The organism is Variovorax sp. 679 (assembly GCF_003952185.1).
Classification (GTDB): domain Bacteria; phylum Pseudomonadota; class Gammaproteobacteria; order Burkholderiales; family Burkholderiaceae_C; genus Variovorax.
Window position 1 is genome coordinate 91,283 of the sequence record NZ_RXFS01000015.1, and the last position, 12,174, is coordinate 103,456.

12 protein-coding genes are annotated in these 12,174 nt (G+C 68.4%); 5 read left to right on the forward strand and 7 right to left on the reverse strand.

Going from position 1 to position 12,174, the window contains the following annotated elements; translation table 11 throughout:
* The first annotated feature begins 18 nt into the window (after positions 1 to 18).
* Positions 19 to 540 (forward strand): DUF3761 domain-containing protein, encoded by a 522-nt coding sequence (locus EJO71_RS30435; protein WP_125952324.1) that lies wholly within the window; start codon positions 19 to 21, stop codon positions 538 to 540.
* A 116-nt stretch (positions 541 to 656) separates the two neighbouring features.
* Here EJO71_RS30435 and EJO71_RS30440 read toward each other — a convergent pair whose 3' ends face one another.
* The gene (locus EJO71_RS30440) at positions 657 to 1,697 is read right to left on the reverse strand and encodes an ABC transporter substrate-binding protein (protein WP_125952323.1); all 1,041 of its coding nucleotides are present in this window, start codon (positions 1,695 to 1,697) and stop codon (positions 657 to 659) included.
* Positions 1,698 to 1,748: 51 nt separating this feature from the next.
* Positions 1,749 to 2,660, reverse strand: a complete 912-nt coding sequence (locus EJO71_RS30445) for a LysR family transcriptional regulator (RefSeq protein WP_125952322.1) — start codon at positions 2,658 to 2,660, stop codon at positions 1,749 to 1,751.
* Positions 2,661 to 2,760: 100 nt separating this feature from the next.
* On the opposite strand from EJO71_RS30445, the gene EJO71_RS30450 reads away from it, so the two are divergent.
* Positions 2,761 to 3,777 carry an NAD(P)-dependent alcohol dehydrogenase gene (locus EJO71_RS30450; protein WP_125952321.1) on the forward strand — a complete coding sequence of 339 codons (1,017 nt, stop codon included), beginning with the start codon at positions 2,761 to 2,763 and terminating at the stop codon, positions 3,775 to 3,777.
* A gap of 186 nt (positions 3,778 to 3,963) precedes the next feature.
* Positions 3,964 to 4,671, forward strand: a complete 708-nt coding sequence (gene aqpZ, locus EJO71_RS30455) for an aquaporin Z (RefSeq protein WP_125952320.1) — start codon at positions 3,964 to 3,966, stop codon at positions 4,669 to 4,671.
* A gap of 58 nt (positions 4,672 to 4,729) precedes the next feature.
* On the opposite strand, the gene EJO71_RS30460 is transcribed toward aqpZ, so the two are convergent.
* The 5 genes from EJO71_RS30460 to EJO71_RS30480 all read right to left on the reverse strand — a co-directional run bounded on the left by EJO71_RS30460 (position 4,730) and on the right by EJO71_RS30480 (position 9,464).
* Complete coding sequence (locus EJO71_RS30460) at positions 4,730 to 5,068, reverse strand: hypothetical protein (protein WP_125952319.1); 339 nt, start codon at positions 5,066 to 5,068, stop codon at positions 4,730 to 4,732.
* Positions 5,069 to 5,258: 190 nt separating this feature from the next.
* Positions 5,259 to 6,641 (reverse strand): ATP-binding protein, encoded by a 1,383-nt coding sequence (locus tag EJO71_RS30465; RefSeq protein ID WP_125952318.1) that lies wholly within the window; start codon positions 6,639 to 6,641, stop codon positions 5,259 to 5,261.
* A gap of 127 nt (positions 6,642 to 6,768) precedes the next feature.
* Positions 6,769 to 7,425, reverse strand: a complete 657-nt coding sequence (locus EJO71_RS30470; RefSeq protein ID WP_093058650.1) for a response regulator transcription factor — start codon at positions 7,423 to 7,425, stop codon at positions 6,769 to 6,771.
* Between the two features lie 120 nt (positions 7,426 to 7,545).
* The gene (locus tag EJO71_RS30475; protein ID WP_125952317.1) at positions 7,546 to 8,664 is read right to left on the reverse strand and encodes a winged helix DNA-binding domain-containing protein; all 1,119 of its coding nucleotides are present in this window, start codon (positions 8,662 to 8,664) and stop codon (positions 7,546 to 7,548) included.
* Positions 8,631 to 9,464, reverse strand: coding sequence for a pseudouridine synthase (locus EJO71_RS30480; protein WP_125952316.1), 834 nt, complete (start codon positions 9,462 to 9,464; stop codon positions 8,631 to 8,633). The genes EJO71_RS30475 and EJO71_RS30480 overlap by 34 nt, the downstream gene beginning before the upstream one ends.
* A gap of 82 nt (positions 9,465 to 9,546) precedes the next feature.
* Here EJO71_RS30480 and EJO71_RS30485 point away from each other — a divergent pair, with 82 nt between their 5' ends.
* Both EJO71_RS30485 and EJO71_RS30490 read left to right on the forward strand, forming a co-directional pair.
* Complete coding sequence (locus EJO71_RS30485; protein ID WP_125952315.1) at positions 9,547 to 10,617, forward strand: bifunctional nicotinamide-nucleotide adenylyltransferase/Nudix hydroxylase; 1,071 nt, start codon at positions 9,547 to 9,549, stop codon at positions 10,615 to 10,617.
* 66 nt (positions 10,618 to 10,683) lie between these two features.
* Positions 10,684 to 12,129: a nicotinate phosphoribosyltransferase gene (locus EJO71_RS30490; protein ID WP_125952314.1), complete on the forward strand. Its 1,446-nt coding sequence runs from the start codon at positions 10,684 to 10,686 to the stop codon at positions 12,127 to 12,129.
* The last annotated feature ends 45 nt before the right edge of the window (positions 12,130 to 12,174 follow it).

A 12,174-nucleotide genomic window follows, 5' to 3' on the forward strand; every position in this document is an offset into this window, starting at 1 on the left:
ACCCTTCAGGAGCTTTGCATGAACAAGAAAACCCGCATGCTGTGGACCGCCGCCTTCTGCGGCCTCGCCGCGCTCGGCGCGCAGGCCCAGGTGCCGGCGGACGCGCCGGCCGGCACTACCGTGCAGTGCAAGGACGGCAGCTATGCCTCGCCCGACACCAAGTCCGGCGCCTGCCGGGGCCACAAGGGCATCAAGACCTGGTACGGCAAGACGGCAGATGCCGCAGGCGCGAACGCCGCCGCGCCCGCAGCCGCGGCACCGGCGGCGCCGGCCGTGGAAACGCAGTCGGCCAAGGTGGACAAGACCGGCGTGGCACCGAGCACCGGCACCGCCACGCGCACGCCCGGCTCGCCCGACCTCGCGAAGATGGCCGCCGCGCCCGGCGGCGGCCCGGGCAAGGTGTGGGCCAACGACGAGACCAAGGTCTACCACTGCATGGGCGACCGCTACTACGGCAAGACCAAGAAGGGCGAGTACCTGAGCGAAGCCGACGCCAAGGCCAAGGGCATGCACGCCTCGCACAACAAGGCCTGTGGATAGGCTCTCCCCCAGGCTTCGCGCACTTCGTGTCGCTGCGCCAACCCCCTTCCGGGGGCAACACCTGAGGCCCGGCGAAGCCGGTTCCTCGGTGTTTCGTGAAGGGGGCCGGGAATCGTCTACCTCGGCAGGGATTCGACTTCTTTTGTCCATCGGTCGATAAGGCGCTTGCGCTCGGCCGCCTTGCCGTACTTCTCGAAGTCGTACTTGATGAGCTTCACGTCGGCCATCGACGGAATGCGCGGGTCCGGCTTGAAGGTCTTGTTGGCCGGCGACTGCAGGCTGCCCGACTTGCCGCCGATGGCCTGGCCCGCGGGGCTCATCAGCCAGTCGTAGTAGCGCTTCGCGTTCTCCTTGTTGCGTGCGCCCTTCACGAGCGCGATGCCGCCGATCTCGTAGCCGGTGCCCTCGCTGGGCGCGGCGGTCTTCACGGGAAATTTGTCATACCGCCAGCGCTCGAAGCCGAAGATGAAGCTCACGCCGATGGCCACCTCGCCCTTGGCCACGTTGGGCGCCTGCGCCTGGCCGCTGCGGGTGTAGCTCGTGACGTTGCGGTGCAGCTTCTTCAGGTATTCGAAGGCCTCGTCCTCGCCCATCTGCTGCACCAGGCCCGCGATGATGGTGTAGGCCGTGCCGCTGGTGGCGGGGTGCGAGATCTCGATCTCGCCCTTGTACTCGGGCTTGATCAGGTCGGCCCAGCACTTGGGCTCGTGCAGCTTCTTCTTTTTGAGCACGTCGGTGTTGAAGCCGAAGCCGATGGCGCTTGTGTAGAAGCCGCCCACCATGTTCTGCGACAGCGCGTACTGCCGCACCGCCCAGTCGTGCAGGTCGTTGATGTAGGCCGGGCGGTAGGGTTCGAGCAGCCCCTGCTCGGCTGCCTGCAGGAACGGATCGCCGGTGCCGCCCCACCAGATGTCGGTCTTGGGGTTGGCGGCCTCGGCACGCAGCTGGGCGCCGATCTCGCCGGTGCCCTTGTGGGCTTGCTGCACCTTGATGCCGGTCTCGCGCGTGAAGGCTGCTGCGGCGGCCTCGCACCAGCCGGCGTCGGTGCTGCACAGCGCGTTGACGGTGCCTTGCGCCGATGCGCTCGGCGCCACAAGAAGGAATGCCGTGGCAATGCCTGCTGCGGCGGCGATGTGCCGGATGGCGAATGGGCGCATGGGCGGATCTCCTCGTTGTCGTTGTTGGAAGGCGCAGGATAGCGCCGCTCTTCAGCGCGCGGCCAGCAGCGGCGGCAGGTGCTCGGCCAGCCAGTCGGTCACCACGCGCGTCTTCAGCGGCAGGTAGCGGCTGCGCGAGCGGATCACGTTCAGCTCGAAGCCGAAGGGGCGCGGCTCGTCGAACACGCGCACCAGCGTGCCCGCCGCGAGCGCATCGGCCGCGAGCCAGGCCGGCAGGCGCGCGAGGCCCATGCCGCCGACGGCGGCCTCCAGCAGTACCTCGGCGCTGTCGCAGCGCAGGCGCGAGGGCAGCGTGACTTCGGCGAGTCGGCCCTCGTCGTCATGGAAGCGCCACGACGAGATCTGCCCGTCGCGCGCATAGAGCACGGCCTCGTGCGGCTCCTTCAGCTCGCCGACGCTGGCGGGACGCCCATGCGCTTCGAGGTAGCCGGGCGAGGCGCACAGCACCATCCACTGCATGCCGACCGGCCGCGCGACCAGCTCCGCGCTGTCGGCGAGCTCGCCGCTGCGGATGGCGAGGTCGAGCCCTTCCTCGACGAGGTCGACCCGCCGGTCGTTGAACGAGAGTTCGAGCGAGAGCTGCGGATGCTTGCGCGCCAGCGCGAGCAGCAACGGCCCGACCTTCAGCCGGCCCAGCATCGCCGGCACGCTCAGCCGCACGAGGCCCGAAACCGTACTGCGCGCCACGTCGGCCATGGCCTCGGCCGCGTCGAGCTCGGCCAGGGCGCGGCGGCAGCGCTCGTAGTAGCCGTGGCCTTCCTCCGTGAGGCTCTGGCTGCGCGTGGTGCGCAGGAAGAGCCGCGTGTCCAGCCGCGCCTCGAGCCGCGCGATGCTCTTGGCCACGGCCGAGCGCGTGACGTGCAGCCGCTGGGCGGCCAGCGCGAAGCTGCCCGCTTCCACGGCGGCGACGAATTCCTCTATGCCTTGCAGGCGTTGGCTCATTGGATACTTTCAAGCACCATTCGGAAGAAAATTATCCATCACTGGATATCCCTCATCGCCAATAACATGAAGGCTCCTTGTCTTTCCCTGGAGTTCTTTCATGCAAGAAGAAGCCCGAACGCTGCGCCGCTGGCAGCTCCCCAAGCTCGGCCGCGCCCATCTCGAACAGGCCGAAGTCCCCTTGCTCGAGCCGGGCGCGAACCAGATCCTCGTGAAGGTGGGAGCGGTGTCGCTCAACTACCGCGACCTGCTGATGATTCGCGACGGCATGGGCATGAAGTTCGACCTGCCCTTCGTACCCGGCTCCGACATGGCCGGCACAGTGGCGGCCGTCGGCTCCGGCGTGACGCGCTTCGCCGTCGGCGACCGTGTGGTCAACACCTTCTGGGGCGGCTGGATCGACAGCCACTGGCATGCCGACACCACGCTGCTCGGCGGGCCCGGCCCCGGCATGCTCGCCTCGCACGTGCTGATCGATGCCGCATGGGCCGTGGCTGCGCCTGCAACGCTGAGCCTGGCCGAGGCCAGCACGCTGCCATGCGCGGGCCTCACCGCATGGTTCGCGCTCGCGGAGACCGGCGGATTGCGCGCGGGCGAGACGGTGCTGATCCACGGCACCGGCGGCGTCGCGCTGTTCGGCCTGCAGGTCGCGCGGCTGCACGGCGCGCGGGCCATCGTGGTCACTGGTGGCGACGACGGCAAGCGCGCGCAGGCGCTCGCGCTCGGCGCCACGCATGTGCTGGCGCGCGACAGCGACTGGCCCGCCGAAGTGCGCAGGCTCACACAGGGGCGCGGCGCCGACCACGTGCTCGAACTCGCGAGCGGCCCCAACCTCGACCGCTCTCTGCAGGCCGTGAAGCAGGGCGGGCGCGTGTCGATCATCGGCATGCTCGGCGGCGAGACGCTGAGCGCGTCGTTCTACGCGATGGTGCTGGGCCGCGTGACGGTGCAGGGCATCGGCGTGGGCCACCGGCGCGCGCTCGAAGACCTCGTGCGCGCCGTCGACGCGAACGCGCTCAAGCCGGTGATCGCCGCGCAATACGGCTTCGACGAGCTGCCCGCCGCACTCGATCACCTGGAACGCGGCGCGTTCGGAAAGATCGTCGTGACGCTGTAAAAGATCACGAAACCCGTTGGTGCTGCACATGCAACGCAGTTGCGGCAATGCACAAAAGCCGCGCCATCCGTGAACAGGTTCCGTTAGAGCTAATGACTTGCTCGACGCCCTCTTCTTGCGTTCCTAGAATCCGCCCGCGCATCGCCTCGCGGCCTGCGCGCTTTCTCAACTTCAGGATGGAGCGTTATGGAACACAGTACCTATAAAAAGTGGTCTGCCGAGTTCATTGGTACTTTCTGGCTCACGCTCGGAGGCTGCGGAAGCGCAGTTCTGGCAGCTGCCTTTCCAAATGTCGGCATCGGCCTGCTCGGTGTCTCGCTGGCCTTCGGCCTCACGGTGGTGACGGGGGCTTATGCGCTGGGTCCGATCTCGGGCGGGCACTTCAACCCGGCGGTGTCCATCGGCCTCGCGGCCGCGGGCCGCTTCAAGGCTTCGCAGCTCGCGGGCTACATCGTGTCGCAGGTGCTCGGTGCCATCGCGGCGGCGGGCATTCTGTATCTCATCGCCACAGGCAAGCCGGGCGCGGACATCGGCGGCTTCGCCACCAACGGCTATGGCGAGCACTCGCCAGGCAAGTATGGGTTGACAGCCGCATTGCTGTGCGAAGTGGTGATGACGGCCGTGTTCCTGATCGTGATCCTCGGCGCCACCGCCAAGCGCGCGGCCGGCGGCTTCGCGGGCCTCGCGATCGGCCTGTGCCTCACGCTGATCCACCTGATCTCGATCCCTGTGACCAACACCTCGGTCAACCCGGCGCGCAGCACGGGCCCGGCTCTCTTCGGGCCGTCCTATGCGGTGTCGGAACTCTGGCTGTTCTGGGCGGCGCCCATCGCGGGCGCGATCATCGGCGCGGTGATCTACCGCGCGCTGCTCAGCAACGGCAGCGACGACTGATCGATCGTCGCCACCGCCGTCGCCTTCATCATCATCAGCGACGGCAAGCGCAGCGGCCTCAGCTGCCGCTGCCCGACTTCACCATCGGCAGCGAAGTCGATTGCCCGATCGGCTCGGTGCCGCTCGGGTGCGAGGCCGCATAGGCGCCGGCCTGGATGTCGGACACCGGCGTCATCGAATTCATCGCGGGCGCGCTGGTCGACTGGCCAATGGCTTCGGTGCCGCTAGGGCGTGCTGCCGCCATCGCACCGGCCTGCACTTCAGGCTTCTCGGGCGAGTTCATCTGCAGCGGGTGGAAGTCCGAGCCATCGGTGGTTTCGGCCGATGCGGTGACGGCGCCCATGGCTGCCAGCGCAGCAAAGGAACCGACGGCAAGAAGCTTGAAGGAAGTGCGCATGGTGTGTTCTCCTGATTCAGGTTGTCTCCGGTCACGAGCCATCGCGCGAACTGCGCGTGGCAGGACCTGAATGCACTCTAGGCACGCAGACTGAGTTGGATGTGAGCGAAGAGTTAGGCGCGCGTGAGCGGCGCGTTTTTTCCTGAAACTTTGGACCGCACCGGCTTCATGCGCCGGACGGCCTTCCCGGCTACGCCGCTGCGGGAGAAGGCAGGTGCACGCGCGCCATCAGCCCCGGACTGTCGCTGCGATTGCGCAGCTCGATGCGCAGGCCATGCCGCTCGGCCGCCGTACGAGCTATGGCAAGCCCCAGCCCGCTGCCGCCCGCCGCGGCACCCGGCACACGGAAGAAGCGGTCGAACACGCGGCCGATGGCGGCCTGCGGAATGCCGGGGCCGTTGTCGAGCACGTCGACCACCGCATGTCCCTCGACCTCGTGCAGCTTCACGTCGACCACGCCGCCTTCGGGCGCATAGCGCAGCGCGTTGTCGATCAGGTTGTCGAACACGCTGCGCAGTTCTGCCGCGGGCGCGAACACCACCGCTGCGATGCTGCCTTCGAAGCCGATGTCCACGCGCCTCGCATCGGCCAGCACCATCAGCTGGCTCACGCTGTCGCGCAACAGCACCTCGATGTCGACACGTTCGCCCGCGCCGCCGACCCGAGGGGCGTCCTGGCGCGAGAGATGAAGCAGTTGCTCGATCAGGTGCTGCGCGCGCGTCACGCCCGCTTCGAGCTGGTTGAAGCGCTCGGTGGCCTCGCCCGCAGGCACGTGCGCGCGCAGGTTCTCGATCTGCAGGCCGATGGCCGCCATCGGCGTTCGCAGCTCGTGGGCCGCGTCCTGCACGAAGCGCCGCTGCGTGGCGAATGCACTGCGCACACGCGACAGCAGGTTGTTGAAGGCGCCCACCAGCGGCGCGATCTCGTCGGGCACGCGCGCGAGCGACAGCTCGGTGGGGCTGCGCTCGTCCTGCGAGGCCACGTCGCGCGCCACCGCGCGCAACGAACGCGAGGCGGCCGACACGATGATCCACAGGATCAGCAACGCCAGCGGCAGCAGCAGCGTGATCGGCAGGCCCTCGAGCAGCGCGCGGCGCAGGGCGCGACGGCGGCGGTAGTCCTCGTTCTGCAGCACCTGCACGCGCGGCTGGTCGACGCGCGTGCCGGGCTCGGCGGTGAACACGCGCCAGGCGGAGCCCGCATGCGTGCCGGTGTTCACGTCGCTGAAGCCGGGCCGCGCCTGCAGCGGCACCGTGAGCACGGGCCACGAGGTGGCTCGCAGCGTGCCGCCGTCGGCGCTCCATATCTGCACGATGAAAGTGCCGCGCGAGAAGGCGGCTTCTCCATCGATCGGGTGCGGCAGCTTCTGCGGATCGCTGCCTGCGTACGACTCGGCCACCAGGCGCATCTGGTCGTCGAGCGCGTTGTGCACGAGGTTGCCGTACGCCACGAACGAAAACCACGCCGTGAGCACGGCCGCGCCGAGGTGCAGCGTGATGAGCCAGAACAGCAGCTGCGTGCGCAGCGAGCGCGGCCGCCACCAGCGGCCCGTGCCGCGCGAAGTCCCGTTCATTGGCAGGGCAGACCGCCGGTCTGTTCGCGGAACACCGTGGAACCGGCTTTGCCGGGCCACCGGTGTTGCCCCCGGCCGGGGGTTGGCGTAGCGACACGAAGTGCGCAAAGCCTGGGGGCGAGCATCATCATGCGGCTACGCGCCAGCCTAGCCCCCGCACATTGCGGATGGCGTCGGCGCCGAGCTTGCGGCGCATGCCGTGGATCAGCACGTCGATCGCGTTGCTGGTGACTTCCTCGCCCCAGCCGTAGATGCGGTTCTCGAGCTGCTCACGCGAGAGGATGGCACCGGGCCGTTCAAGCAGCGCATGCAGCAGCGCGAACTCGCGCGCGGTGAGCGCCTCGCGCGCGCCGTTGACCACCACTTCGCGCGTGGTGAGGTCCAACTGCAGCGAGCCGCTGCCCACCAGCGAGTGCGCGGCGCCGTCGCGGCGGCGCACCACGGCACGCATGCGTGCGAGGAGCTCGCGGAATTCGAAGGGCTTGAGCAGGTAGTCGTCGGCACCGAGGTCGAGGCTGTGGATGCGGTCGTCGAGGCCGTCACGCGCGGTGAGCACCAGCACCGGAGTGGCGTCGCCGCGTTCGCGCGCTCGGCGCAGCACCTCGGTGCCGTCCTGCCTCGGCAGGCCGAGATCGAGCAGCACGCAGGTGTAGCCGCCGTCGCCCAGGGCGCTCTGTGCCAGTTCGCCGTCGCGCACCCAGTCCGCGGACCAACCCGCGCCCTCGAGCGCCTGCTTCAGGCTGCGCCCGATCATTTCATCGTCTTCCACCAGCAGAACGCGCATCGCGGCGACTCCTTCGGCCGCAAGGTAGCACGCGACCGGAATGATCGGAAGAGCCTGCGCCGTGGCGCAGAGTAGGTGCGAACACTTAGCGCACGCTTAGGCGGCGGGCGCTTTGCGGGGTCATGCCAGGCGCACGGCATGGCGCTCGCCTTCGCCGTCCGAGGTGAAGGCCAGCAGGTCGAGGGCTTCCTTCTCCACGCCGGTGCGGTCTGCCTTCGACCAGCGCGTGAACGGCTCCAGCACCACGGTGGCAACGTTCCTGGCGCGCTCGATCTTCCACACGCCCGCCACGAAGCCGTCGAGCAGCACCGTGCCGCGCACGATGCCGTTGACGGTGAACACCCGGGCGCGGTGCGCCTCGCTCAGCACACGGCTGCGGTCGGCATGCGAGAGCAGCAGGTTGTCCCACTCGGCGACGAGGCGCGGCGGCGCGGGCGTATCGGGGTCGGGCCGCGGCGCGCGTGGCAGGTCGTAGAGCTCCTGGCCGTCTTCGCCGACGAACACGCGCAACCGGGGGCGCAGGCGCTCGGCCACGGCCTTCCAGCCGGTGAGCCCCGACCATGCGCCGGCATCGGCCAGCGTGGCGGGACCGAAGGCGGCGAGGTAGCGCAGCAGCAGCTCGTCCTGCGTGGCGGGGATGGCTTCGACGGCATCCCCGAGCCAGTCGCCGAGGGGCTGCAGCAGCGCGCTCTGGTGCGAGTTCCAGGTGCCGGCCGGCGGCAGATGCACCAGCGGCACGTTGTTGCGGATCAGCCCTGCGAGCGATGCGGTCTCGCGGCCCTTCCAGCGCTGGCCCAGGGCCTGCCCGAGTTCGGCGCTTGTGTGCGGCCGTTCGGCCAGCAACGCACGCCCCGCCTCGATCACCGCCGCACGGTCGATGCCGTCGAGCGCCTTCTTGTGGTTGCCCAGAAGGCCACGCTGGTGCACAGGCTCCAGCAGCGGGCGCCACGCCAGCGCATCGCTCGCGGCCATCAGGTGAAGGGTCGCGCGCATGGTCGACATGCGCACGACGCGGCGCTTGCGCAGCGCCTCGGTGAGCTGTTCGCGCCTGAAACCTTCGAGCCGGCTCCAGAGGCCGATGTAGGGCGGATTGGGCGCCTGTGCCTGCAGCCCGGCCAGCCGCTCGACGGCCTGCGTCGCCGTCAGCCTGCGCCGCTCCAGCAGCATCTGCCGCGCCAGCGTGGCGCGGTTCAGCGCGCGCAGGCTCAGAACTTCTCGTGCGGCGCCAGGTATCGCCATTGCCCCACCGGCAGGTTGCCGAGCATCACGCGGCCGATGCGCACGCGCTTCAGGCCGACCACCTTCAGGCCCACCAGCTCGCACATGCGGCGGATCTGCCGCTTCTTGCCTTCGGTGAGCACGAAGCGCAGCTGCTCGGGGTTCTGCCATTCGACCCGCGCCGGCTTCAGCGCCTGGCCGTCGAGGCTCAGGCCGTGGCGCAGCTTCGCGAGCATGGCCGGCGGAAATACCGCCTGCACGTTGGTGGTGACGGGGTCGTCATCGTCCATGCGCACCAGCTGGCCGGTGGGTGCGGGCTGGCCCAGGCCGTGGTAGGCCACGCGCACCAGGTATTCCTTCTCCATCACCGAGTCTTCGCCGATGAGCTGGCGCGCGATGCGGCCGTCCTGCGTCATGACCAGCAGGCCGATGGAGTCGATGTCGAGCCGTCCGCACGGCGCGAGGCCGCGCAACTGCTGGGGGCTGAAGAAGAAGCGGGCGTTGTCCTCGGCCCATCGGTTCTGCGGCGTGAACAGCTTGACCGCCGGATCGTGGCCGTCCTCGGCCTGCCCGCTCACGTAGCCGATGGGCTTGTTGATGAGGATGGTGACCTGGTTCGCCTGCTGGCCCTTCGCGGCCTTGTCGACCTCGATGCGATCGGATGGCGTGACCTTCACGCCCATCTCGGCCGGCTTGCCGTTGACCTTCACCCAGCCGTTGGCGATCCATTCGTCGGCTTCGCGGCGCGAGCACATTTTCAGCTCGGCCATGCGCTTGTTGAGGCGCACGGCATCGGTGGGGGGAGTGGAGGGCTCGGTCATCGCAGGCTTGATCAATGGGCGGCACCGATGCTATCCTGAACCCAGACGCGAGTTGATCGCGTCCTTTTTGGGGGATTCCCAAGTGAGCACACGCAAGTACCAGTACGCCATCGTCATCGGGCGTTTCCAGCCCGTTCATTTCGGACATCAACGACTCATCGAGGAAGGCCTTCGCGCCGCCGATCGGGTCATCGTGGTGGTCGGCTCCGACCGGCAGCCGCGCAGCGTCAAGAACCCCTTCACTTTCGACGAACGCGAACGCATGGTGCGCGCCTGCCTGCGCGGCACCGAGCAGATGCGCGTGAGCGTGGTCGGCGTGGGCGACTCGCCCTACAACGACCAGATATGGATCGCGTCGATCCAGTCGGCAGTCGAGCGGCTCATCCAGCAGGACGGCCATGTGCCCGCCAAGGCCAGGGTGGCGCTGGTGGGGCACCTGAAGGATTCGTCGAGCTACTACCTCAAGCTCTTCCCGCACTGGGAGTTCGTCGGCCAGAACAGCGTGGAAAGCCTCAACGCCACCGACGTGCGCAGCCTCTACTTCGACCCCGAGAATCGGGGCCAGCTCGCGCGCGCCGACCTGCCCGACGGCACCGCCGCCTTCCTCGAACAGTTCACGAACACCGCCGACTACATCGAGCTTTGCGAGGAGCGCGCCTTCCTCGCCGACTACCGCGACAAGTACCGCTACGCCGGCAGCGAGTTTCCGCCGATCTACACCACGGTCGACGCCATCGTGGTCGAGGCCGGCCACATCCTGCTGGTGCAGCGCAAGTTCCATCCCGGCAAGGGCACCTGGGCGCTGCCCGGCGGCTTCGTCGGCCAGCACGAGCGGCTGCAGGACGCGGCCATCCGCGAGCTGAAGGAAGAAACGCGCCTGAAGGTGCCCGTGCCCGTGCTCAACGGCAGCATGAAGGCCAGCCACGTGTTCGACGCGCCCGACCGCTCGCAGCGCGGCCGCACCATCACGCACGGCTTCTTCTTCGAGCTGGCGCACAACCAGTGGACGGGCCTGTCGGAGGTGCGCGCCGACGACGACGCGGCCGAGGTGCGCTGGGTGCCGATTGCCGAGTTCCTGGACATGCAGGAGCGCATCTACGAAGACCACTTCTTCATCGCGAATCATTTTTTGGGTGGCCTGGGCAAGAACTGAACAGCCGGGCCTTGTCAGCAAGAACGGCATCCGGTTGACGGATGCCATAGTGAAAGGAGCTTTCACATGAACCGCAATCTCACCTCCACGCCCCTGGGCAACAACCTGCTGCTGCGCACCGACTCCTACAAGGTGTCGCACTGGATGCAGTACCCGCCCGGTACGCAGACGGTGTACAGCTACATCGAGTCGCGCGGCGGCATCTTCAGCCACTCGCTGTTCTTCGGTCTGCAGGCCTACCTGCGCGAATACCTGCAGACGCCGGTGACGCGCGACGACGTCGAGGAAGCCGCGGCGCTCATGGCCGTGCACGGCGAGCCCTTCAACCGCGAAGGCTGGCTGCGGCTGATCGAGAAGCACGGCGGGCTGATGCCGGTGCGCATCCGCGCCGTGCCCGAAGGCAGCGTTCTGCCGGTGCACAACGTGCTCGCGACCATCGAGAACACCGACCCCGAGTTCTTCTGGGTCACGAGCTTCCTCGAAACCGAGCTGCTGCGCGCCATCTGGTACCCCACCACGGTCGCCACGCTCTCGGCAGCCGCGCGCACCACGCTGCTGCGCTACCTCGAGGCCACCTGCGACGACCCCGAGGGCCAGATCGCCTTCAGGCTGCACGACTTCGGCGCACGGGGTGTGTCCAGCCTCGAATCGGCTGCGCTCGGCGGCATGGCGCACCTGGTGAACTTCATGGGCACCGACACGCTGGCCGCGCTGGTGGCCGCGCGCCGGTACTACGACTGCGACGTGGCGGGCTTCTCGATTCCCGCGGCCGAGCACAGCACCATCACGGGCTGGGGCCGCGAGCACGAGGCCGACGCCTACGGCAACATGGTCGACCAGTTCGGCAAGCCCGGCGCAACCTTCGCGGTGGTGAGCGACAGCTACGACATCTTCAATGCCTGCGCGCGCATCTGGGGCGAGGAGCTGAAGGCGAAGGTGGTGGCCTCGGGCGCAACGCTGGTGGTGCGGCCCGACTCGGGCGACCCGGCCGAGACCACGCTGAAGGTGGCGCAGATACTGGCCGAGCGCTTCGGCACCACGACCAATGCCAAGGGCTTTCGCGTGCTGAACAACGTGCGCATCATCCAGGGCGACGGCGTGAACCTCGATTCGCTGCGGCTGTGCCTGTCGAACTTCTTCCACAACGGTTTCTCTACGGAGAACATCTCCTTCGGCATGGGCGGCGGGCTGCTGCAGCAGGTCAATCGCGACACCATGCAGTGGGCGATGAAGTGCTCGGCCATGCAGGTGAACGGCGAGTGGCGCGATGTCTACAAGTCGCCGGTGGGGGATATGGGCAAGGCCTCGAAGAAGGGGCGGCTCGCGCTGGTGCGCGATGCGCGCGGGGAAGTGAGCAGCATGCGTGAGGAAGCCTTGGCCGATGGGCAGGTCGACCTGCTGCAGACGGTGTTCGAGAACGGGCGCATCGTGCAGAGCACCAGCTTCGATGCCGTTCGCGAGCGGGCGGCCATCGGGGTGAAGCAGCTCGTCACCTCGCGCGCGCCTCTCTGAGGCCGGGTCGGCAGCGGAAGGGGGTGCGGCCGCGCCTCCGATTTC

Bases quoted from the DNA above. Each gene is read 5' to 3' on its own strand.
- EJO71_RS30435 (WP_125952324.1), top strand. From the start codon at position 19: ATGAACAAGAAAACCCGCATGCTGTGGACCGCCGCCTTCTGCGGCCTC.
- EJO71_RS30440 (WP_125952323.1), bottom strand. From the start codon at position 1,697: ATGCGCCCATTCGCCATCCGGCACATCGCCGCCGCAGCAGGCATTGCC.
- EJO71_RS30445 (WP_125952322.1), bottom strand. From the start codon at position 2,660: ATGAGCCAACGCCTGCAAGGCATAGAGGAATTCGTCGCCGCCGTGGAA.
- EJO71_RS30450 (WP_125952321.1), top strand. From the start codon at position 2,761: ATGCAAGAAGAAGCCCGAACGCTGCGCCGCTGGCAGCTCCCCAAGCTC.
- aqpZ (WP_125952320.1), top strand. From the start codon at position 3,964: ATGGAACACAGTACCTATAAAAAGTGGTCTGCCGAGTTCATTGGTACT.
- EJO71_RS30460 (WP_125952319.1), bottom strand. From the start codon at position 5,068: ATGCGCACTTCCTTCAAGCTTCTTGCCGTCGGTTCCTTTGCTGCGCTG.
- EJO71_RS30465 (WP_125952318.1), bottom strand. From the start codon at position 6,641: ATGAACGGGACTTCGCGCGGCACGGGCCGCTGGTGGCGGCCGCGCTCG.
- EJO71_RS30470 (WP_093058650.1), bottom strand. From the start codon at position 7,425: ATGCGCGTTCTGCTGGTGGAAGACGATGAAATGATCGGGCGCAGCCTG.
- EJO71_RS30475 (WP_125952317.1), bottom strand. From the start codon at position 8,664: ATGGCGATACCTGGCGCCGCACGAGAAGTTCTGAGCCTGCGCGCGCTG.
- EJO71_RS30480 (WP_125952316.1), bottom strand. From the start codon at position 9,464: ATGACCGAGCCCTCCACTCCCCCCACCGATGCCGTGCGCCTCAACAAG.
- EJO71_RS30490 (WP_125952314.1), top strand. From the start codon at position 10,684: ATGAACCGCAATCTCACCTCCACGCCCCTGGGCAACAACCTGCTGCTG.